The following is a 20,402-nucleotide window of genomic DNA, read 5'->3' on the forward strand; positions in this document are numbered from 1 at the left end:
GAGGAGTTTGCATGCGCCGTTCCGTTGTCCGGACTCTGATCCGGCCGCTTTCCCTGGCGGCTGCCATGACCGTCATACCCTTGGTGGGAACGGCCTCGGTGGCCGCCGACAGTGTCGTTGTCGGCGGATCTCCGATCGATGTGTCCCAGGCCCCGTGGACGGTTGCACTGTCCAGTCGTGCCCGGTTCGGAGGTACGCGGGCGGGGCAGTTCTGCGGTGGTGTGGCGGTCACGCGGACCACCGTGCTCACCGCGGCCCACTGTCTGGCCGAGGATGTCCTGGGGGCGCCACCTGATCGTGTGTCCGATCTCAAGGTCATCAGCGGTCGCACGGACCTGCTCGCGGAGGGGGGCGCGGAGATCGCTGTACGGGACGCCCGGGTCAATCCGCGTTACGACGCCGCGTCCAACTCCGGCGACTTCGCCGTGCTCACCCTGGCCGAGCCCCTGCCGCAGAGCGCCGTCGTGTCCATGGCACCCACCGGTGATCAGGCATACACCCCAGGGACGGAAGCCCTGGTCTCCGGATGGGGCGACACCTCCGGCGGCGGTGCCTATGCACGCCGGCTGTACGGAGCGCATGTCCATGTGCTGGCCGACGACGTCTGTGCCCGCGCCTACCCGGGCGGCCCGGACGGCGCCTACCGGGCCGACTCCATGCTCTGTGCCGGGGAGATCGCGGGCGGTCCGGACTCCTGCCAGGGCGACAGCGGAGGCCCCCTGGTCGCCTCCGGACGACTGGTCGGGCTCGTGTCCTGGGGGAGCGGCTGCGGGCGTCCTGGCAGCCCTGGTGTCTACACGCGGGTGTCCGACGTACTCCGCGCCCTGCCGTCGGCCGCTGCGGGGCCGCAACGGCCTCGCAAGGCGCCCTGAGAGCCTGAAACGGGGGCATGAGCACGGGCGGCCGCTCCTCACAGGAGTGGCCGCCCGTTCACCGGCCTGTGCCGGGGCTGGCTCGTCGTGGGTGCGAGATTCAGCGCTCTTCTTCGGAAACGATGCCCGGAACGGACGTCAGCCGCTCCGTCTCGTCCTGTATCTCAGCGGCGATCTTCTTGAGTTCCGGCTCGAACTTGCGACCGTGGTGGGCGCAGAAGAGCAGTTCTCCGCCGCTGAGCAGGACCACACGCAGGTAGGCCTGGGCGCCGCAGCGGTCGCAGCGATCGGCGGCCGTCAGCGGGCTCGCGGGGGTCAGAACAGTAGTCACGTCGCCTCTTCTCTAGCTCGACGAGCTGTCGTACCAGGGTCAACATCCAACCAGCCCGAAAACGTTCCCGCTCGTGGCTTTTCCTCGAAAAATCTTTCCGGGGCTGCTGTCTGCTGCCGGTTGGCGGCGAATGAGCCGTAGTGCGTGTCTTGTGTGCTTACGGTTTCGCGCTGTTTTCGGTTCACATCCTCCCGGCGGGGTTGCCGGTTGTTCATGAGGACGTGCCCGGAGCCTAAATGGTTCATGCCTCCAATGGAACGTGATATGTACTTCACTCCATCGAGGGATCGAACATGCATGCGAGCGTGGACTAGGCTGAGTTCTCGACGAGGGTGGCGTTACAACGGCTCTACCAGGCCTCGGTACCCTCTGAGCGGCGACCGAAGCCGCCCCCTTACCCACGAGGGGGTTACCTGAAATTCAGCGAGGAGCGAACCGCGTGACCGCCGATACGTCCGTGCCGTCCACAGCGCTGCTGGCAGGAGCAGACCGGGACGGTTCCAACTACACCGCGCGGCACCTCCTCGTCCTTGAGGGTCTCGAGGCCGTGCGCAAGCGCCCGGGCATGTACATCGGCTCGACCGACAGCCGCGGCCTGATGCACTGCCTGTGGGAGATCATCGACAACTCGGTGGACGAGGCCCTCGGGGGCTTCTGCGACCACATCGAGGTGATCCTCCACGACGACGGCTCCGTCGAGGTACGGGACAACGGCCGTGGCATCCCCGTGGACGTGGAGCCCAAGACCGGGCTGTCCGGTGTCGAGGTCGTCATGACCAAGCTCCACGCCGGCGGCAAGTTCGGAGGCGGCTCGTACGCCGCCTCCGGCGGTCTGCACGGTGTCGGTGCCTCCGTGGTCAATGCGCTCTCGGCCCGAGTCGACATCGAGGTGGACCGCGGGGGCCACACCCATGCCATCAGCTTCCGGCGCGGTGTGCCGGGCGTCTTCCGGGGCGAGGGCTCGAACGCGAAGTTCGAGGCCAAGAGCGGCTTGGTCAAGGCCAAGAAGATCCCCAAGACCCGCAGCGGCACGCGCACGCGGTACTGGGCGGACCGGCAGATCTTCCTCAAGGACGCCAAGCTCTCCCTGGAGACGCTGCACCAGCGCGCGCGGCAGACCGCCTTCCTGGTGCCGGGCCTGACGATCGTCGTCCGTGACGAGCTCGGGCTCGGGGAGGGCGGCAGCAAGGGCGAGGAGTCGTTCCGTTTCGACGGCGGCATCAGCGAGTTCTGCGAGTACCTGGCAAAGGACAAGCCGGTCTGTGACGTCCTCCGCTTCTCGGGGCAGGGCACCTTCAAGGAGACCGTCCCGGTCCTGGACGAACACGGCCAGATGACGCCCACCGAGGTCACGCGCGAGCTGGGCGTGGACGTGGCCATGCGCTGGGGCACCGGCTACGACACCACCCTGCGCTCCTTCGTGAACATCATCGCCACCCCCAAGGGCGGCACCCACGTGGCCGGATTCGAGCAGGCCGTCACCAAGACGCTGCTCGAGACGTTGCGGGCCAAGAAGATGCTGCGCGTGGCCGAGGACGACATCGCCAAGGACGACGCCCTGGAGGGCCTGACCGCGGTCGTCACCGTGCGCCTGGCCGAGCCGCAGTTCGAGGGCCAGACCAAGGAGGTGCTCGGCACCTCGGCGGCCCGCCGGATCGTGCTCAACGTGATCTCCAAGGAACTCAAGGCGTTCCTGACGAGCACGAAGCGTGACGCGGCGGCGCAGGCGCGGGTCGTGATGGAGAAGGTGGTAGCCGCTGCCCGCACCCGCGTCGCGGCCCGCCAGCACAAGGACGCCCAGCGGCGGAAGACCGCACTGGAGTCCTCGTCGCTGCCGGCCAAGCTCGCCGACTGCCGCAGCGACGATGTCGACCGCAGCGAGCTGTTCATCGTCGAGGGAGACTCCGCGCTCGGTACGGCGAAGCTCGCGCGGAACTCCGAGTTCCAGGCGCTGCTGCCGATCCGGGGCAAGATCCTCAACGTGCAGCGGTCGTCGGTGACCGACATGCTCAAGAACGCCGAGTGCGGCGCGATCATCCAGGTCATAGGAGCTGGCTCGGGCCGCACCTTCGACATCGACCAGGCGCGGTACGGCAAGATCATCATGATGACCGACGCCGATGTGGACGGCTCCCACATCCGGTGCCTGCTGCTGACGCTGTTCCAGCGCTACATGCGGCCCATGGTCGAGGCCGGGCGGGTCTTCGCCGCGGTGCCGCCGCTGCACCGTGTCGAGATCATTCAGCCGAAGAAGGGCCAGGACAAGTACGTCTACACGTACTCGGACCGTGAGCTGCGCGACAAGCTCATGGAGTTCCAGAGCAAGGGCATCCGGTACAAGGACTCCATCCAGCGCTACAAGGGTCTGGGCGAGATGGACGCCGACCAGCTGGCCGAGACCACGATGGACCCGCGCCACCGGACTCTGCGCCGGATCAACCTCTCGGACCTGGAGGCCGCCGAGCAGGTCTTCGATCTGCTCATGGGCAACGACGTCGCCCCCCGCAAGGAGTTCATCTCCAGCTCGGCGGCGACACTGGACCGCTCGCGCATCGACGCGTAGCCGAAGTGCCGACTCGGGTCGGCCTGACCGCTTGTCGCAAGCAGTCAGGCCGGCCGCCGGGTGTCGGGTGGCGGTGCGCTTTCCGATCGGCGACGGGGCGCGTGAGCGGTCCTCGGACTCGCCGGTGGGCTTGTATCTCCCGGATCCTCGGACTCGCCGGTGAGTTTGCGCCGCCGCCCCCGGGTCCTGTGACTTGCCGGTGTGCCTGCCCCGACGTCCCCGGGTGCTGCGACTTGCCGGTGGGCCTGCGCCGCCGCCCCCCCGAATGGAACCTGTTGCTCTCGCTTCGGCTCCCTTCCCGGCATCGCGGCTGTCCTGACGTACCGCTGCTCCGGCTCACGACGCCTCGGGCTCAGGCCGACGACTGGCCTGGCCCGACGTTGCCGTGATCGGCCGGTTTCGGGGTCGGCGAGTGCCGTGGCCGGTCGGTTCCGTGATCCGCCGATGCGGTGGCCGGTCAATGCCCGGGGCAGCCGATGCCTTGCCGGCCGTTTCCGGGATCAGGTCCGTCCGCGCTCACCACAGACCGGCTCCAGCGTTGGCCAGCCCCCGACCAGCCGTGCTCCCACAGCCTCCTCTATCGCAGCCGGGCAGCGGCAGAGGCGCCGCCCGCGTGGCTCGTCGGCGGTCCGTCCACCCGTGGGTGGAGTCGAGCCGCCTGTGAGGTTCCACCCTCGATCCACCCTGGCTCCGATCTCCTGACCTGCGAATTTCCGTAGCTTCGAAGGTGTCGGACAGCGCTCGCTCCCGACACCCCTTCTCGCTCACGGAGGCAGTGATGTCCGGGCTCGTCAACGTGTTGGTGACCGTGGCAGTGGTCGCCATAGTGATCGTGCGCCAGTTCCGTGCCCGTGCGATCGACACCGACCGGCGCTGGTGGCTGCTGCCCGTGATTCTCGGGGTCGTGGCGCTGCGTGAGCCCGGCATACTCGACGCCCACCACCGGATCGAATCCGCGGTGCTGCTCGCCGTGGAGGTGCTCATAGGCCTGGCCACGGGTGCCGGCTGGGCCTGGACCACCCGTGTCTGGACGGAACCGGACGGCGTGGTGTGGACCAAGAGCACCAAGGCGAGTGCCGCCGTGTGGGCCGGGGGCATAGCCCTGAGGGTCGGTGTCTTCGCCTTCGGCATCCTGCTCGGCGTGCACCAGGACAGCTCGGCGCTGATGCTCGGCCTGGCCGGCACCCTGCTGGTCCGGTCCGGGATCCTGGCCTGGCGGGCGCAGTCCATCGGTTCCGCGAGCCGGCCGGCCCCGGCGTACGGTGACGGCATGGCGCCGGCGTGGAAGGAGCGCGTGTGACGGAGAACGCCTGGACACGCTGGCCGTCGCGAGAGGCGCTCGGCCACGTGGGGACCCCCCGGCCCCGACGCCTGCTTGCCTGGGCCGTCAGGGTGCTGGTGATCGGGTTGCTCCTCTGGGGGGCCTTCAGCCAGAAACACGTCGGCATGGGGGGCGCGCTCGCGGCCGCGGCAGCGGTGCTGCTGGCCGCCGTCGTCTCCTGGGCCTTCTTCCGCAGCACCTACGAGCACCGGCTGGTGCTCTCCCTGGCGCTCATGAGCGTGCTCCTGGCCATCGCCGTCGCGGCCCAGGCAGTGGGGTTCGAGGGACCGGCCCTGGTGATCTGGTGCGGTTGCGGGGTCTCCGCCCTGGAGCGGCTGCCTCTCGGGGCCGCCCTGCCCGTGACGTCGGTGGCGCTGGCCTCGTACTCAGCGTTCAACAACGACGTGTGGCTGACCACCGCCGCCACGGTGGGCGGCATGGCCCTGGCCGGATACGTCATGCGGCTGGACGCGGAGGCCCGGGGGAGCGCGCAGCGGCTCCTCGCCCAGGAGCGGGCCGCGAGGACCGCCGAGGCGGAGTCGGCGGCGCTGGCCGAGCGGGCGAGGATCGCCCGGGAGATCCACGACGTGCTCGCCCACAGCCTCTCCGCGCAGCTGGTGCACCTGGAGGCGGCCCGGTTGCTGATCGAGCGCGGCGCCGACCGGGACCAGATTCTGGAGAGGGTGGTGGCCGCCCGGGGCATGGCCAGGGACGGCCTGTCCGAGACCCGGCAGGCACTGTCCGCGCTGCGGGGTGAGCTCACCCCGCTGGAGGACTACCTGAGCGAACTGGTCAGCGCGGCCGACGGCGCCGAGGTCACCGTCACGGGTGAGCGCAGATCGCTGTCGGCCGAGGCGTCCCAGGCTGTGCGCAGGGTGGCGCAGGAGGCGCTGACGAACGTTCGTAAGCACGCTCATGGCGCCAAGGTGTACCTGCGACTCGACTACGGCGAGCAGGAAGTGACGCTGGACGTGCGGGACTCGGGCGGTCGTCCGGGCGAACTCACGGGCGCGGGCGGCGGGTACGGTCTGCTGGGAATGCGGGAGCGGGCCGAACTGCTGGGCGGCTCGCTGGACGCCGGGCCGGACGAGGAGGGGTTCGTGGTGACGTTGAAGGTGCCCGTATGACGGAGACGGAGGGGGAGAAGAAGCCCGCCCGCGTGGTGGTCGCCGACGACCAGACCGTGGTCCGGGAAGGGATCGTGATGCTGCTCGGCCTGCTGTCCGGTGTGGAGGTCGTGGGTTCGGCGGGGGACGGCGAGGAGGCGCTGCGGCTGGTCGGGGAACTCGCTCCGGACGTGGTGCTGATGGACCTGCGGATGCCCCGCTGCGACGGTGTGGAGGCCACGCGGCGTATCCGGGCGCAGTACCCGGGGACCCAGGTGGTGGTGCTCACCACGTACGCGGACGACGAGTCCCTGTTCCCCGCGCTGCGTGCGGGAGCCCGGGGGTATCTCACCAAGGACGCGGGCGGCGACGAGATCGTGCGGGCGGTGGAGAGTGTCCTGTCGGGGGAGGCGGGGCTGTCGCCGAGCGTCCAGCGCCGGTTGCTGGAGAGGCTGTCGGAGCCGGAGCCCGCACCGGCGGCTGCCGAGGCTCCCGACGGGCTGACCGCGCGGGAGACCGAGGTACTGGTGCTGATCGCCGAGGGCCTGAGCAACCAGGAGATCGCCCGGGCACTGCACGTCTCCACCGCGACCGTGAAGACGCACATCAACAACCTCTTCGCCAAGACGGGCCTCAAGGACCGGGCTCAGGCGGTGCGTTACGCCTACGGAAAGGGGCTGGTGCGGCCGCCCGGGGAGTGAGTCACCTGATGGGGTGAAGAGCCTGGGGAAGAAGAGTCAGGGAACTTCCCGATCTGTCCATCCTTGGGCATGCAGTCAAGCGATGGTCGTTCCCGTGAAGCCGGGGACGGTCCCGGCAGTTCGGCCGGCAGGCGAGAAGACCACGGAGCGCCCTCCCGCGACGCACGGTACGAAGACCCTTGGTACGACGCACTGGCCTCCGGCTGGGGCGAGGTGGACGGCACCGGGATGCCGGCAGGGGCCGTGCCGTCCGCGCGCGGGGAGCGGGACGGGGCGGAGGTTCGTGCCCGCGACGTCTATGCCGAGGTGCAGCGCAGCGAGGCGTTCCAGGAGGTGCGCAGCCGGTACCGAAGGTTCGTGGTGCCGGGAGTCGCCGCCTTCCTCGTCTGGTACGTGGGGTACGTGGTCGCCGCGACGACCGCGCCCACGCTCATGGCCCGTCCCGTGGCCGGAGCCGTGAACGTGGCGATGCTCGCAGGACTCGGGCAGTTCCTCACCACCTTCCTGTTCACCTGGGCCTACGCGCGGCATGCGCGGCTGCGCCGGGACCGGGCGGCGCTGGAGCTGCGCTGGGACACACAGGAACTGACCCGCGGAGTGCAGGGAGGCGCCTCGTGACCGGTGGACATCAGACGCTGGCGCTGCTGCTGTTCAGCGGCTTCGTGGCCGTGACCCTGGGCATCACGACATGGGTGAGCCGCAGGCGGCATGGTTCGGCAGAGGAGTTCTATGCCGGAGGGCGGCTTTTCTCCCCGATGGAGAATGGTTTTGCCATCGCGGGGGACTACATGTCGGCGGCCTCCTTCCTCGGGGTCACGGGGCTCATCGCGCTCTACGGCTACGACGGGCTGCTCTATGTGGTGGGCTTCCTCGTGGCCTGGCTGGTCGTGCTGTTCCTGGTGGCGGAACTGGTGCGCAACTGCGGGCGGTTCACCCTGGCCGACGTGGTGGCCGCGAGGATGAGTGAGCGGCCGGTGCGGATCGCGGCAGGAACGTCCTCGGTGACGGTGTCCGTTCTGTATCTGGTCGCGCAAATGGTGGGCGCGGGCAGCCTGGTGGCGCTCCTGCTGGGGCGGACGAGCGGGGCGGCCCAGGCCTGGACGGTCATCGGGGTCGGTGCCCTGATGGTGGTCTACGTGTCGCTCGGCGGGATGCGGGCCACCACCTGGATCCAGATCGTGAAGGCGGTGCTGCTGCTCAGCGGGACGGTCGTGCTGACCGTGCTGGTGCTGGTGCGGTTTCACGGCGATGTCGACCGGCTGCTGCTGGCGGCCGCCGACCGCAGCGGTCACGGGAAGGCCTTTCTGGCGCCGGGACTGAAGTACGGCGGGAGCTGGACCGCCCGCCTCGACTTCATCAGCCTGGGGCTCGCGCTGGTGCTGGGCACGGCGGGGCTGCCGCACATCCTGTCCCGCTTCTACACCGTGCCGACCGCGCGGGCGGCCCGGCGTTCGGCCGTGTGGTCCATCGGGCTGATCGGAGGCTTCTACCTGATGACGATCGTCCTCGGGTTCGGGGCCGCCGCCGTGGTCGGACCGCAGACCGTGCGCGGCTCGAACGCGGCCGGGAACACGGCCGTGCCCCTGCTGGCCCTGGATCTGGGCGGGGGCGCCGGTTCCACTGGTGGAACGGTTCTGTTCGCCGTGGTCGCGGCTGTCGCCTTCGCCACGATCCTCGCGGTGGTCGCCGGGATCACGCTCGCCTCCTCGGCATCCGTGGCCCACGACCTGTATGCGTCCCTGCGGCGGCCCCACGGCAAGGCGCGCAGCGAGGTGACGGTGGCGCGCATCGCGGCGGTCGGTATCGGGGTCGTCGCGATCGCGCTGGGCCTGCTGGCCCGTGACCTCAACGTCGCGTTCCTGGTCGGCCTCGCCTTTGCGGTGGCCGCGTCGGCGAACCTGCCGGTGCTGCTGTATTCGCTGTTCTGGCGCGCCTTCACGACTCGTGGCGCGGTGTGGGCGGTGTACGGCGGGCTGATCCCCGCGCTCGGGCTGGTGCTGCTCTCCCCGGTGGTCTCCGGCAGCCCGGACTCGCTCTTCCCGGACGTCGACTTCCAGTACTTCCCGCTGCAGAACCCGGGCATCGTCTCCATCCCGCTCGGCTTTCTCGCCGGATGGCTGGGCACGGTCACTTCGGACGAGGTCGCGGACGAGGCCAAGTACGCGGAGACCGAGGTACGGTCGCTGACCGGCGCGGGAGCCGTGTAGCCGGCTCGGTGGGGCATGGCGGGGACTGCCGTCAGGGAGCCACCCACGCGTACCGGTGCTCCGGGCGACCGGTGTCGCCGTACTTCAGGGAGAGGCGCAGACGGCCCGCCTGTTCCAGGGTGCGCAGGTAGCGCTGGGCGGTGGAGCGGCTCAGACCGGTCTCGGCCGCGACCTCGTGGGCCGACAACGGGTGGTCCGCGCGGTGCAGGACGCCGCAGATGAGATCGGTCGTGGGCTCCGACTGGCCGCTGGGCAGGCCCGGCGCGGACGGTGCCGGGGCCGTGCGCAGGGCCCCGAAGATCCGGTCCACCTGCTCCTGGCCCGTCAGCCCCCGGCCGCCCACCCGGTCGACGGTGCGGCGCAGCGCGGCATAGGAGTCCAGACGGGTGCGCAGGGCCGCGAAGGTGAAGGGCTTGACCAGGTAGTGCAGGGCGCCCAGGCGCATCGCCCGCTGGACGGTGGTCACGTCGCTGGCCGCCGTGATCATGATGACATCGGTGCCGTGGCCGTGCTCCCGCATGCGGTGGACGAGTTCGAGACCGGTCTGGTCCGGCAGGTAGTGGTCGAGCAGGACCAGATCGATGCCGCCGCGCTCCACGGCGGCCAGCGCCTGGGCGGCGCTGTGCGCGCGGGCGGTCACCCGGAAGCCGGGAACCTTTCCCACGTACTTGGCGTTTATCTCTGCGACGCGGAAGTCGTCGTCCACGACCAGGACGTGAATCATCAGGCCTCTCCTTCAAGGCCGGCGAGCGTTAAGCCCGTGTTTCGTGCTCCGCAGTTGTAGCGCGAGCAAAATGAGCACAACAGGTTCTTGCGAGCAAAAGAACGGCTTGTGCTCACAAGACTGCTGCTGTGGCCGGGGCCACACCTACCGTCCCGGCCCATGAGCGCAGACACCAGCCCCGCCATCGAGCTACGGGGCGCGAGCAAAACCTTCAGGACCCCGTCAGGGGGTCTGCACACCGCCGTCCGGAACCTGGACCTCACGGTCGGGCGCGGTGAGTTCGTGGCCGTCGTCGGCCCGACCGGCTGCGGCAAGTCCACGACGCTGACCCTGGTCAGCGGCCTGGAGGAGCCCACCGAGGGCGAGGTGCTGGTGGCCGGCGAGCCGGTCGACGGCGTCGGCGGCAAGGTCGGTTTCGTCTTCCAGCAGGACGCCACCTTCCCCTGGCGGACGGTCCTGTCCAACGTCATGGCGGGCCCGCGATTCCGCGGCGTGCCCAAGGCGGAGGCCAGGCAGAAGGCCCGCGAGTGGCTGGCCCGGGTCGGCCTCGCGGCCTTCGAGGACCGCTATCCGCACCAGCTCTCCGGCGGCCAGCGCAAGCGTGTCGCCCTCGCCGCCACCTTCGTCAACGACCCCGAGATCCTGCTCATGGACGAGCCGTTCTCGGCGCTCGACGTGCAGACCCGGGCGCTCATGTCGGACGAGTTGCTGGAGCTGTGGGAGGGCACCGGCGCCTCCGTCGTCTTCGTCACCCACGACCTGGAGGAGTCCATCGCGCTGGCCGACAAGGTCGTCGTGATGACGGCCGGACCGGCGACCGTCAAGCAGGTGTTCGACATCGACCTGCCCCGGCCGCGCAAGGTCGAGTCGGTGCGCCTGGAGCCGCGGTTCATCGAGATCTACCGCGAGATCTGGGAGTCGCTCGGTGAAGAGGTCCGCATCACGCGCGAAAGAGGTGCCGCTCATGTCGCCTGACGTTCTCAGCACCCCGGTCGCCGAGACCTCCAGGACCACCCCGGACCGTGCGCAGAGTCGCGCGCAGGCCGCCCGCCGCCGCAAGATCGTCGTCACCGCCGCGCGCGTGCTGCTCCTGGTGGCCGTCCTCGGGCTGTGGGAGGGGCTGTCCCGGGCGAAGGTCATCGACCCGTTCAACTTCTCCATGCCCTCGAAGATCTGGGACCAGATCGACACCTGGGTGATGCACGGAACCGCGCTCGGTTCCCTCGGGGAGCAGATCTGGTACACGCTGTACGAGGCGCTTCTCGGCTGGGTCATCGGTGTGATCGCCGGCGTCCTCCTCGGTATCGCGCTCGGGCGGATCACCTTGCTCGCGGAGATTCTTGGTCCATACATCAAGGTGCTCAACTCGATCCCCAGGATCGTCCTGGCGCCCATCTTCCTCATCTGGTTCGGGCTCGGCCCGTCCTCCAAGGTGGCCTCCGCCGTCGTGCTCGTCTTCTTCCCGGTGTTCTTCAACGCCTTCCAGGGCGCCCGCGAGGTGGACCGCAACCTGGTGGCCAACGCCCGCATCCTGGGGGCGAGCGACCGCAGGGTGACCCTTCAGGTCGTCATCCCGTCGGCGACGTCCTGGATCTTCACCAGCCTGCACGTCAGCTTCGGATTCGCCCTGATCGGCGCCATCGTCGGCGAGTACATCGGCGCCACCAAGGGCATCGGCCTGCTCGTCGCGCAGTCGCAGAACACCTTCAACGCGGCCGGCGTGTACGCCGCGATGGTCATCCTCGCGGCGGTCGCCCTGGTCGCCGAAGGGCTGCTGACCTTCGCCGAGCGCCGCATCTTCCGCTGGAAGCCCACCGGTTCCGACAGCTGACCCGCCTGTCCCGGCCCGCTCGCCCCACCTCCCCGCCCTCTCACAAGGACGTGAACCGCCATGCGCAAGACCGCCAGATACACCTCGCTCGCCGTCTCCGGCCTGCTCGCCCTCTCCTCGCTCACCGCCTGCGCCAATGACGCGGCCAGTTCGACCGCCGACACCGGCAGCGGCGGGGGCGGCGGCAAGGGCGAGACCGTCAAGATCATGGTCGGCGGCCTCGACAAGGTCATCTACCTGCCCGCGATGCTCACCCAGCGCCTCGGCTACTTCCAGGCGGAGGGGCTCAACGTCCAGCTGCTGAGCGAGCCCGCCGGCGTGCAGGCCGAGACCGCGCTCGTCTCCGGTCAGGTGCAGGGGGCGGTCGGCTTCTACGACCACACCCTCGACCTCCAGGTGAAGGGCAAGTCGGTGGAGTCGGTCGTGCAGTTCTCGCACGCGCCCGGTGAGGTGGAGGTCGTCTCGAACAAGGCGGCCGGCGACCTCACCTCGCCCAAGGACTTCAAGGGCCGGAAACTGGGAGTGACCGGACTCGGTTCCTCGACCGACTTCCTCACCAAGTACCTCGCGGTCAAGAACGGCGTGAACGTCAGCGAGTTCACCCCGGTCGCGGTGGGGGCGGGACCGACGTTCGTCGCGGCGCTCCAGAACGGCGCGATCGACGGCGGCATGACGACCGATCCGACCGTCGCCACCATCCTGGACAAGAAGGCCGGGAAGGTCCTCATCGACATGCGCACCCCGGAGGGGTCGCAGCAGGCGCTGGGCGGGCCTTACCCGTCGTCCAGTCTGTACATGCAGACGGACTGGGTGAACGGACACAAGGACACGGTCCAGAAGTTGGCCAATGCATTCGTCAAGACGCTCAAGTGGATGTCCACCCACAGCGCCTCGGAGATCGCGGCCAAGATGCCCGCCGACTACTCCCAGGGCAACAAGATGCTCTACACGCTGGCCGTCAAGAGCACGCTGCCGATGTTCACCAAGGACGGCGTCATGCCCGGCGGCGGTCCCGAGACCGTCGAGAAGGTGCTCAAGGCGTTCAACCCCAACATCAAGAACGCCAAGGTGGACCTGAGCAGGACGTACACGACCGAGTTCGTCGACAAGGCCGCCCAGTGACCCCTTGCTGAAGCCCGCTCAGGCGCGGGTCGCCCACACGTAACGGTGTTCCGGGCGGCCCGCGTCGCCGTACTTCAGGGTCAGCCGGGCCCGTCCGGTGCGCTCCAGCAGCTTGAGATAGCGCTGGGCGGTCTGGCGGCTCACCCCCGTCCGCTCGGCGATGTCCTGCGCGGACAGCGGCCCCTCGGCGCTCGTCAGGCACTGGCGCACCAGCTCGGCCGTCGTGGGGGAGTGTCCCTTGGGCAGTCCGGGTTGCGAGGGCGCGGACAGGGCGCCGAAGATGCGGTCCACCTCTGCCTGCTCGGCCTCGCCGCCGCCGTCCAGCGTGCGGCGCAGCTCCGCGTACGCCTCCAGCTTCGCGCGCAGTCCGGCGAAGGCGAACGGCTTCACCAGGTACTGCAGCGCTCCGTGCCGCATGGCCGCCTGGACGGTCGACACGTCCCGCGCGGCCGTCACCATGATCACGTCGGTCTGGTGGCCACGGCGGCGCATCTCCTGGACGACCGCGAGTCCGGTGTCGTCGGGCAGGTAGTGGTCCATGAGGACCAGGTCGAGCCGCGGCGCCGTCTCCAGCCGCCGGAGCGCCTCGGCCGCGCTGTGGGCCTCGCCGGCCACGTGGAAGCCGGGCACCTTCTCGACGTAGGCGGCGTTGACCCGGGCGACCCGGGTGTCGTCGTCCACGACCAGGACCTCGATCATCGCGCGTCCTCCTCGGCGGGGGCCGGAATGCGGGGCGGGGGCATGTCGTCCGGTTCCGCGGGTCCGGTGAGTGCGGGCTGCGGCCCGGTCGGTGCGGGATCCGGCTCGGTCAGTGCCTCGGGCAGGACGACGGTGAACTCCGCGCCCCCGCCGTCCGCCGCGCCCACGGCCGCGCTCCCGCCCTGCCGCTCGGCGAGCCGGCGCACCAGCGAGAGCCCGAGTCCCCGTTTGCCGTGCGCGGGCGGCTTCTTGGTGGACCACCCCTCCGTGAAGATCGACTCCCGTTGGTCCTCGGGGATTCCGGGCCCGGTGTCACGCACCCGGAGGACGACCGTACGTCCCTCGGCGCGCAGCTCGACCTCCACGCGCGCGTGGAGGGTGCCGCCGACCGCGTCGAGCGCGTTGTCGACGAGGTTGCCCACGACCGTGACCAGACCCCGGGGGTCGATCAACCGGTCGGGGAGCCGGGTGCGTTCCGACACCCACAGGGCGACGCCGCGCTCGGCCGCCACGGTCGCCTTGCCGACGAGCAGGGCGGCGAGCAGCGGGTCCTGGATCTTTTCCGTGACCTGTTCGGCCGTGGCCCGGTGGTCCCCGACGACCTCGTCGACGAACTCCACGGCGTCGTCGTACATCTCCAGCTCCAGCAGGCCGAGCAGGGTGTGCATACGGTTGGCGTGTTCGTGGTCCTGGGCGCGCAGGGCGTCGATCAGGCCGTGCGTGGAGTCGAGTTCGCGGCCCAGCTGCTCCAGTTCCGTGCGGTCGCGCAGGGTGGCCACGGCTCCGCCGTCGTCCGTGGGCATCCGGTTGGCGACCAGAACCCGCTGGCCGCGTACGGTCAGCAGGTCGGTGCCCGTCACCCGCCCGGCCAGGACGTCCGTCGTACGTCCCTCGCCGAGCGCTGCGTCGGGGGACTGCCCGACGGCCTCGTCGCCGATGCCCAGCAGCCGTCGTGCCTCGTCGTTGAGGAGGCGGATGCGGCCCCCGCGGTCGAGAGCGACCACGCCCTCCCGGATGCCGTGCAGCATCGCCTCCCGCTCGGCGAGCAGCGCGGAGATGTCGGAGAAGGCCAGGTCACGGGTCTGCCGCTGGACCCGGCGGGAGATCAGCCAGGCGGCCAGCGCGCCCACCGCGAGGGCACCGCCGGCGTAGGCCAACAGCCCCGGGATCGCGCTGATCAGCCGGGCGCGCACACTGTCGTAGGCGATGCCGACCGAGACGGCGCCGATGATCCGGTGGTCGGCGTCGTACAGGGGCACCTTGCCGCGGGCCGAGCGGCCCAGGGTGCCCCTGTCGATCTCCATGACCTCCTTGCCCTTGAGGGCTTCACTCGGAGAGGTGGAGACAGGGTTGCCGATCTGCTCGGGGGTGGGGTGCGACCAGCGCACCCAGTGCAGGTCCAGCACCACGATGTACTCGGCGTGGGTGGCGCGGCGGATCCGCTCGGCCTCCTTCTGCACCGGGCCGTTCCTGGTCGGTGGCGTGTTGCGGACGCCTTCGGCGATCTGCGGGTCCTGCGCCGTGGTCTGGGCGATGGCCAGGGCGCGGCGCATCGCCTCCTGGTCCAGTTGCTTGCTCAACGGCGCCAGGAAGAGTCCGGTCGCGAGCACCGCCACTCCCGCGGCGATGGCCACCTGCATCAGCAGCACCTGCGAGAACATCCGCCGGGGCATACCGAGGCGCAGGCGGCGGCGTGCGGGGGCAGTGGGGCGCATACCCACGACGGTACGTGGACGGGCGGCGGCCGCCGCGGGGATGTGGCGTGGATCTCTTGACCAGTTCTTGACGAAGCGGGACCGCCTCGGGGCACCGGAGAGGGCCCGGCCGGGTTCGCCGTCGGGGAGAGCCCGGCTCAGCTCGCCAGTGCCGCCGTCCGGAGCTCGTGCACCGCCACCACGTCCATCCGCGCCGGCGACCCGAGCACCGTCGCCCCGCAGCTCTCCGGGCGCGGCGGCAGGGACGCGCCCTGCGCCACCGTGACGCGCCAGCAGCGGCCGTCGGTGTGGGTGACGGTGACCTCCCAGCGCGGGGCCCTGCCCTCGGTCCGTACGACGCTCAGCGTGCCGGCCGTGTACTCCGCGGCCGTCGAGCGCACGGCCAGCTCGGCCGCCTGGCCGGGCCGCTCCCAGGCGGAGGACCCGCGGCATCCCTCGACCACCACACGGCCCTCCTGGATCCCGCGCAGGGCCTCCTTGACCGTGTGCGCCTCCGCGCGTCCGTACGCGTAGCCGTACGGCAGGACGAGCACGGTGGGCGAGAAGCGATGACCACCCAGATGGGTGACCTCCCAGACGCCGTGCACGCCCGATGCAGCCAGCTCGGCGGCGAGGGGACGGCCCAGGAGGGCACAGCAGGCGTCGCGCTTGCCGTTGGTGCACACGAGCGCGAGCGGGTCGCCCCGGTGCGGCCGGCCGCCGAGCGCCGCGTCGAAGGAGCGGGGGTCGCCCGCACCGAGAGCCGCGAAGTCGAGGCCGAGCAGCCGCTGCGGATCGCGGGTGGTGGCGCTGTGCAGCCAGACGTTGCCGGGGACGGTGTGGCCCACGTACACCTGCCGGAGCGTGGCCGTGCCGGGGTCCGCGTGGCGGCCGGGGCGCCGGATGAGCGCGACGCGGACGCCGGTGCCCGCGGCGGCCGTCTCCACCGCGCGGCCCAGCGCGGGGGCGAGATGGCTCGACGTGAGCGCCTTGACGCCCCAGGGGCCGGGCTGCTCCAGCAGCAGCCAGGTCGTCGCCGTGGCAGCCGTGCCGGAAACGGGCTCGTCGAGGCTGCGGGAGACGGTTGCGCACCTACTCACAGAGGTGAGCCTAACCTGACTTTCCCCGGGGCGACTTCCGGCTCTCTCGATTTCTACTCCGGCAAGGGCTGCGGAGGGCGCGGACCGACGTAGTGACCGCTGGGGCGCATCCGCAGTGGGCGCTCGCCGTACTCCTCCAGGACATGGGCGATCCAGCCCGCCGTGCGGGCGACGGCGAAGATGGTCTCGCCGGCCGTGGCGGGCATGCCGCAGGAGGCGGTGAAAACGGCGAGAGCCATGTCGACGTTGGCGTGCAGCGGGGTGTGGCGGGCGGTGGTGGCCACGATGTCGCGGGCCGCGAGCAGGGCGGGCTCGGCGCGCGGGACCTGTTCCAGAAGTGCGAACAGCGCCCGCGCGCGCGGGTCTTCGCCGGAGTAGAGCCGGTGGCCGAGTCCGGGGATACGACGTCCCGCACGCAGTTCGTCCGCGATCACCGGGACCGCGGTGCCCTGGTCGAGCACGTCCAGCAGCATCCGGTGGGCCAGACCGCTGGCCGCGCCGTGCAGCGGGCCCTCCAGGACGCCGAGACCGGCGGAGACGGCCGCATACGCGTGCGCGCGGGCCGAGGCGGCGACGCGGACGGCGAGTGTGGAGGCGGCCAGGTCGTGGTCGACCAGCAGCGCGAGGGCGGTGTCGAGGACGCGCAGCGATTCCTCGTCCGCGGGGCGGCCGGTCAGCCGGCCCCACAGGCGGTGGGCCAGAGGGCCCTCGTCCTCGGGGGCGTGCAGCACCGGCGGCAGCGCGGAAACGAGCGTGGGGATGAGGATGCGCGCCGTGCTCAGTACGGCCTTCTCGGACAGGTCGAAGCGCAGCGGGTCCTCGGCCGCCGCGGCGATCGCGGCCACCCGCAAGCGGTCGGTGGGGGAGGTGTGCCCGGGTAGGGCGTGCACGGCGTGGCGGGCGACCTCGACAGTGGATTCGGGCGCCGTGAAGGTCACTCCCGGGGTCATCCGTCCGGTCCACAGCCACTCCGCGACCTCCTCGTAGGAGTGGTGGGCGGCCAGCTCGGTGGCGTCGACGCCCCGGAAGTAGTACCGGTCCCTGTCGATCAGCGTGATCCTGGTCCGTACGGACAGCTCCCCGCCGGAGCCCGGACTCCCGGCCGCGTCGCGCCGGTTGCGCCGGGCCAGGGCCTCGACCTCCCGCGCCTCGAACGTGCTGGCGCGGCCGCCCGGCTCGCGCCTGCTGCTGAGCAGGCCGCGGCTGACGTAGGCGTACACCGTCTCCGGCTTCACGCCGAGCAGTTCGGCGGCCTCCTTGGTGCTCAGCCTGCGCCCGGGACGGTCGGGAACGGATTCGTGATCGCGCATGGAGGCCACCGTAGTCCTCTCCGCACATGTTGATGCGATGTACTGATCCAATCAATATTGACAGAATTCAAGTCAAGGATGGACAGTCGGATCAAGTTCAGGGAGGAAAAAGCATGTCCATCAACAGGACCGCACCCGTCGTCGAGGTACCGCGCGGCCTCGCGGGGGTCGTCGTCACCGACACCGAGATCGGAGACGTCCGGGGGGTCGAGGGCTTCTACCACTACCGCCAGTACTCGGCCGTCGAACTCGCGCGGACCCGCGGCTTCGAGGACGTCTGGCACCTCCTCGTACACGGCGCACTCCCGAACGCGGAGCGCCGCGCCGCCTTCGCCGCCGAGACTGCAGAACTGCGCCGGCTGCCCGAGGAGGTGCGCGCCGCGCTGCCCGCCATCGCGGCGGCGAGCCGCCTCTCCGGCCCGCTCGCAGGGATGCGCAGCGCGCTGTCGCTGCTCGGCGCGGCGAAGGGATTCAGGCCGGTGTACGACACGGACGCCGACCGGCGGCGCACGGACACCGTCGCCGCCTGCGCCGCGGTCCCGACCCTGCTCACCGCGCTGTACCGGCTCGGGCAGGGACTGGACCCCGTCGCACCGCGCGAGGACCTGTCGTACGCGGCCAACTACCTCCACATGCTCACCGGCGAGGAACCGGATCCACGGCGGGCCAGGGCGGTCGAGCAGTACCTGATCTCAACTATTGATCACGGATTCAATGCATCAACCTTCACCGCGCGGGTCATCGCGTCCACGGGCGCCGATGTAGCCGCGTGTCTGGTCGGGGCCGTCGGCGCACTGTCCGGGCCGCTGCACGGTGGGGCACCCAGCCGCGCCCTCGACACCCTGGACGCGATCGGCACGCCGGACCGGATCGACGCCTGGATCCGGGAACGGGTGGTCGCGGGTGACCGCATCATGGGCTTCGGGCACGCCGTCTACCGCACGGAGGACCCCCGTTCGCGCATGCTGCGCGAGATCGCGCAGGGCTTCGGGGGCCCGCGCGTCTCCTTCGCCGTCGAGGTCGAGCGGCAGGTCGAGGCGATCCTCGCCGAACTGAAACCCGGCCGCGAACTGCACACGAACGTCGAGTTCTACGCGGGCGTGGTCATGGAACTGTGCGGACTGCCCCGGGAGATGTTCACCCCCACCTTCGCGGCCGGCCGCGTGGTGGGCTGGAGCGCGAACATCCTGGAACAGGCGGCGGACTCGAAGATCATCCGCCCGGTGGCGCGGTACGTGGGGCCGCAGCCGACGGTGGCGGTGCCGGCGCAGCTCTGAGAGACGGAGCGCGCCCCACCCGCTCGCCGCAGACCGCCGACGCACCCCGGCGGCATTCCGCCGGAGACCACCCAGCCCCAGCGCACAGGCGGAGAGCCCTCAGCCCCAGGGCGCCGGATGGGCAGCATCCAGGCCCAGCGCACCCGGTGGAGAGCACTCGGCCTCAAGGCGGCTCCCGCGGAGAGCGTCCACCCCAGGGCGCCCAGGCCCAGGGTGCTCAGGCCCAGGACTCCCGGCCGTCGGGCGTCCCCCTCTTATGCTGGTCCGGCAGTCGGTCCACACAAGAGAGGGCGCCCGTTGGGCATCAGTCGCACCCCGCAGCAGATCCCCGTCGTCGTACTCGCCGGATTCCTCGGATCCGGGAAGACCACGCTCCTCAACCACCTCCTGCACCGCAGCGGAGGCAGCCGGATCGGCGCGATCGTCAATGACTTCGGAGCCATCGAGATCGACGCGATGGCCGTCGCCGGAGCCCTCGGCGACTCGACCGTCTCGCTCGGCAACGGCTGTCTGTGCTGTGCCGTCGACGCGAGCGAGCTCGACCTCTACCTCGACCGGCTCGCCGCGCCCGCCGCCGGCATCGACGTCATCGTGATCGAGGCCAGCGGGCTCGCCGAGCCGCAGGAACTGGTGCGGATGGTGCTCGCCAGCGAGCATCCCGGCATCGTTTACGGCGGACTCGTCGAGGTCGTCGACGCGGCCGAGTTCGACGGCACGCGGGCCCGGCACCCCGAGATCGACCGGCATCTGGCCCTCGCCGACCTCGTCGTGGCCAACAAGCTGGACCGGGCGCCGGACGCCGACCGCGTCCTCGGCCTCGTCCGCTCGCTCACCGACCGTGCCGCCGTGGTCCCCGCCACCTACGGCCGTATCGACCCGGAGTTCCTCTTCGACTGCCGTCCGAGCGAGGAGCGCATCGGGCAACTGTCCTTCGACGACCTGCACGAGCACGGCGACGACGAGCACGACCCCGACCAGGACCGCGCCGACCAGGACCGCGACGGCCACGATCGGGCCGGCTATGACCACACCGACCACGGCCACGCCGGTCATCTGCACACCGGCTACGACAGTCTGTCCTTCGCCGCCGACCTGCCGATGGAGCCCCGCAGGCTGATGCGGTTCCTGGACAGCCGTCCGGAGGGGCTGTACCGGATCAAGGGGTACGTCGACTTCGGACCCCACGACACCGTCAACCGGTACGCCGTCCACGCCGTCGGCCCGTTCCTGCGCTTCTATCCCGAGCCCTGGCCGCCCGCCGAGGCCCGCCTCACCCAGCTCGTCCTGATCGGTTCCGGCATCGACGCGGGTGCCCTCGGCAAGGAACTGGAGGCGTGCAAGCAGGACGTCCCGCACGCCGACGAGCACGGCATGTGGGGCGTCCTGCGCTACGTACAGGGCCCGGACGACGGGGATCCGGAGGATCCGCCGACCCTGAGCCTTCAGGATCCTCCGGCCTAGCGCACAGGTCCGGATCCTCCGGCCCAGCTGTATTGCCCTGTGAGGCTCGGGATCCTCCGGCCGAGAACGCCGGTCCGGATCCT

At 70.6% G+C, this 20,402-nt stretch carries 18 protein-coding genes; 12 read left to right on the plus strand and 6 right to left on the minus strand.

Features of this window, described 5'->3' with window-relative positions; translation table 11 throughout:
* Positions 1–11: 11 nt before the first annotated feature.
* Positions 12–872 (plus strand): trypsin-like serine protease, encoded by an 861-nt coding sequence (locus tag ACFZCP_RS28295; protein ID WP_391431845.1) that lies wholly within the window; start codon positions 12–14, stop codon positions 870–872.
* Between the two features lie 100 nt (positions 873–972).
* On the opposite strand, the gene ACFZCP_RS28300 is transcribed toward ACFZCP_RS28295, so the two are convergent.
* Complete coding sequence (locus tag ACFZCP_RS28300) at positions 973–1,203, minus strand: hypothetical protein (RefSeq protein WP_391431848.1); 231 nt, start codon at positions 1,201–1,203, stop codon at positions 973–975.
* 439 nt (positions 1,204–1,642) lie between these two features.
* On the opposite strand from ACFZCP_RS28300, the gene ACFZCP_RS28305 reads away from it, so the two are divergent.
* The 6 genes from ACFZCP_RS28305 (at position 1,643) to ACFZCP_RS28330 (ending at position 9,101) form a co-directional block, all read left to right on the plus strand.
* The gene (locus tag ACFZCP_RS28305; protein ID WP_391431851.1) at positions 1,643–3,766 is read left to right on the plus strand and encodes a DNA gyrase subunit B; all 2,124 of its coding nucleotides are present in this window, start codon (positions 1,643–1,645) and stop codon (positions 3,764–3,766) included.
* Positions 3,767–4,544: 778 nt separating this feature from the next.
* Positions 4,545–5,066 carry a DUF1453 domain-containing protein gene (locus tag ACFZCP_RS28310; RefSeq protein WP_391431853.1) on the plus strand — a complete coding sequence of 174 codons (522 nt, stop codon included), beginning with the start codon at positions 4,545–4,547 and terminating at the stop codon, positions 5,064–5,066.
* Positions 5,063–6,214 (plus strand): histidine kinase, encoded by a 1,152-nt coding sequence (locus tag ACFZCP_RS28315; protein ID WP_391431856.1) that lies wholly within the window; start codon positions 5,063–5,065, stop codon positions 6,212–6,214. The genes ACFZCP_RS28310 and ACFZCP_RS28315 overlap by 4 nt, the downstream gene beginning before the upstream one ends.
* A complete protein-coding gene (locus tag ACFZCP_RS28320; RefSeq protein ID WP_362687542.1) occupies positions 6,211–6,894 on the plus strand; it encodes a response regulator transcription factor in 684 nt (227 codons plus the stop codon). The genes ACFZCP_RS28315 and ACFZCP_RS28320 overlap by 4 nt, the downstream gene beginning before the upstream one ends.
* A 69-nt stretch (positions 6,895–6,963) precedes the next feature.
* Positions 6,964–7,512 carry a DUF485 domain-containing protein gene (locus ACFZCP_RS28325; protein WP_362687539.1) on the plus strand — a complete coding sequence of 183 codons (549 nt, stop codon included), beginning with the start codon at positions 6,964–6,966 and terminating at the stop codon, positions 7,510–7,512.
* Positions 7,509–9,101, plus strand: a complete 1,593-nt coding sequence (locus ACFZCP_RS28330) for a cation acetate symporter (protein WP_391431862.1) — start codon at positions 7,509–7,511, stop codon at positions 9,099–9,101. The genes ACFZCP_RS28325 and ACFZCP_RS28330 overlap by 4 nt, the downstream gene beginning before the upstream one ends.
* A 31-nt stretch (positions 9,102–9,132) precedes the next feature.
* Here ACFZCP_RS28330 and ACFZCP_RS28335 read toward each other — a convergent pair whose 3' ends face one another.
* Complete coding sequence (locus ACFZCP_RS28335) at positions 9,133–9,825, minus strand: response regulator (RefSeq protein WP_362687533.1); 693 nt, start codon at positions 9,823–9,825, stop codon at positions 9,133–9,135.
* Between the two features lie 159 nt (positions 9,826–9,984).
* Here ACFZCP_RS28335 and ACFZCP_RS28340 point away from each other — a divergent pair, with 159 nt between their 5' ends.
* Genes ACFZCP_RS28340 through ACFZCP_RS28350 form a run of 3 tightly spaced genes read left to right on the plus strand, consistent with a single transcriptional unit; the run spans position 9,985 to position 12,778 of the window.
* On the plus strand, positions 9,985–10,800 hold the full coding sequence (locus ACFZCP_RS28340) for an ABC transporter ATP-binding protein (protein ID WP_362687530.1): 816 nt from the start codon (positions 9,985–9,987) through the stop codon (positions 10,798–10,800).
* The gene (locus ACFZCP_RS28345; protein WP_391431869.1) at positions 10,790–11,656 is read left to right on the plus strand and encodes an ABC transporter permease subunit; all 867 of its coding nucleotides are present in this window, start codon (positions 10,790–10,792) and stop codon (positions 11,654–11,656) included. The genes ACFZCP_RS28340 and ACFZCP_RS28345 overlap by 11 nt, the downstream gene beginning before the upstream one ends.
* A gap of 60 nt (positions 11,657–11,716) precedes the next feature.
* On the plus strand, positions 11,717–12,778 hold the full coding sequence (locus tag ACFZCP_RS28350) for an ABC transporter substrate-binding protein (protein WP_391431873.1): 1,062 nt from the start codon (positions 11,717–11,719) through the stop codon (positions 12,776–12,778).
* Positions 12,779–12,796: 18 nt separating this feature from the next.
* Here ACFZCP_RS28350 and ACFZCP_RS28355 read toward each other — a convergent pair whose 3' ends face one another.
* The 4 genes from ACFZCP_RS28355 to ACFZCP_RS28370 all read right to left on the minus strand — a co-directional run bounded on the left by ACFZCP_RS28355 (position 12,797) and on the right by ACFZCP_RS28370 (position 17,581).
* On the minus strand, positions 12,797–13,477 hold the full coding sequence (locus tag ACFZCP_RS28355) for a response regulator (RefSeq protein WP_391431877.1): 681 nt from the start codon (positions 13,475–13,477) through the stop codon (positions 12,797–12,799).
* A complete protein-coding gene (locus ACFZCP_RS28360) occupies positions 13,474–15,192 on the minus strand; it encodes an ATP-binding protein (protein ID WP_391431880.1) in 1,719 nt (572 codons plus the stop codon). The genes ACFZCP_RS28355 and ACFZCP_RS28360 overlap by 4 nt, the downstream gene beginning before the upstream one ends.
* Positions 15,193–15,329: 137 nt before the next feature.
* Positions 15,330–16,271, minus strand: a complete 942-nt coding sequence (locus ACFZCP_RS28365) for a sucrase ferredoxin (protein WP_391431884.1) — start codon at positions 16,269–16,271, stop codon at positions 15,330–15,332.
* Positions 16,272–16,324: 53 nt separating this feature from the next.
* Positions 16,325–17,581, minus strand: a complete 1,257-nt coding sequence (locus ACFZCP_RS28370; RefSeq protein WP_391431887.1) for a citrate/2-methylcitrate synthase — start codon at positions 17,579–17,581, stop codon at positions 16,325–16,327.
* Between the two features lie 113 nt (positions 17,582–17,694).
* Between ACFZCP_RS28370 and ACFZCP_RS28375 the strand changes: the two genes are divergently transcribed.
* Both ACFZCP_RS28375 and ACFZCP_RS28380 read left to right on the plus strand, forming a co-directional pair.
* A complete protein-coding gene (locus ACFZCP_RS28375) occupies positions 17,695–18,858 on the plus strand; it encodes a citrate synthase (RefSeq protein ID WP_391431890.1) in 1,164 nt (387 codons plus the stop codon).
* A gap of 297 nt (positions 18,859–19,155) precedes the next feature.
* Positions 19,156–20,319 (plus strand): GTP-binding protein, encoded by a 1,164-nt coding sequence (locus ACFZCP_RS28380; RefSeq protein ID WP_391431893.1) that lies wholly within the window; start codon positions 19,156–19,158, stop codon positions 20,317–20,319.
* Positions 20,320–20,402 lie beyond the last annotated feature (83 nt).

Origin of the sequence: Streptomyces sp. NPDC007971 (assembly GCF_042958635.1) — a bacterium.
Taxonomy (GTDB): Bacteria; Actinomycetota; Actinomycetes; order Streptomycetales; family Streptomycetaceae; genus Streptomyces.

Bases quoted from the DNA above. Each gene is read 5' to 3' on its own strand.
- ACFZCP_RS28295 (WP_391431845.1), top strand. From the start codon at position 12: ATGCGCCGTTCCGTTGTCCGGACTCTGATCCGGCCGCTTTCCCTGGCG.
- ACFZCP_RS28310 (WP_391431853.1), top strand. From the start codon at position 4,545: ATGTCCGGGCTCGTCAACGTGTTGGTGACCGTGGCAGTGGTCGCCATA.
- ACFZCP_RS28320 (WP_362687542.1), top strand. From the start codon at position 6,211: ATGACGGAGACGGAGGGGGAGAAGAAGCCCGCCCGCGTGGTGGTCGCC.
- ACFZCP_RS28325 (WP_362687539.1), top strand. From the start codon at position 6,964: ATGCAGTCAAGCGATGGTCGTTCCCGTGAAGCCGGGGACGGTCCCGGC.
- ACFZCP_RS28335 (WP_362687533.1), bottom strand. From the start codon at position 9,825: ATGATTCACGTCCTGGTCGTGGACGACGACTTCCGCGTCGCAGAGATA.
- ACFZCP_RS28340 (WP_362687530.1), top strand. From the start codon at position 9,985: ATGAGCGCAGACACCAGCCCCGCCATCGAGCTACGGGGCGCGAGCAAA.
- ACFZCP_RS28345 (WP_391431869.1), top strand. From the start codon at position 10,790: ATGTCGCCTGACGTTCTCAGCACCCCGGTCGCCGAGACCTCCAGGACC.
- ACFZCP_RS28350 (WP_391431873.1), top strand. From the start codon at position 11,717: ATGCGCAAGACCGCCAGATACACCTCGCTCGCCGTCTCCGGCCTGCTC.
- ACFZCP_RS28355 (WP_391431877.1), bottom strand. From the start codon at position 13,477: ATGATCGAGGTCCTGGTCGTGGACGACGACACCCGGGTCGCCCGGGTC.
- ACFZCP_RS28360 (WP_391431880.1), bottom strand. From the start codon at position 15,192: ATGCGCCCCACTGCCCCCGCACGCCGCCGCCTGCGCCTCGGTATGCCC.
- ACFZCP_RS28370 (WP_391431887.1), bottom strand. From the start codon at position 17,581: ATGCGCGATCACGAATCCGTTCCCGACCGTCCCGGGCGCAGGCTGAGC.
- ACFZCP_RS28375 (WP_391431890.1), top strand. From the start codon at position 17,695: ATGTCCATCAACAGGACCGCACCCGTCGTCGAGGTACCGCGCGGCCTC.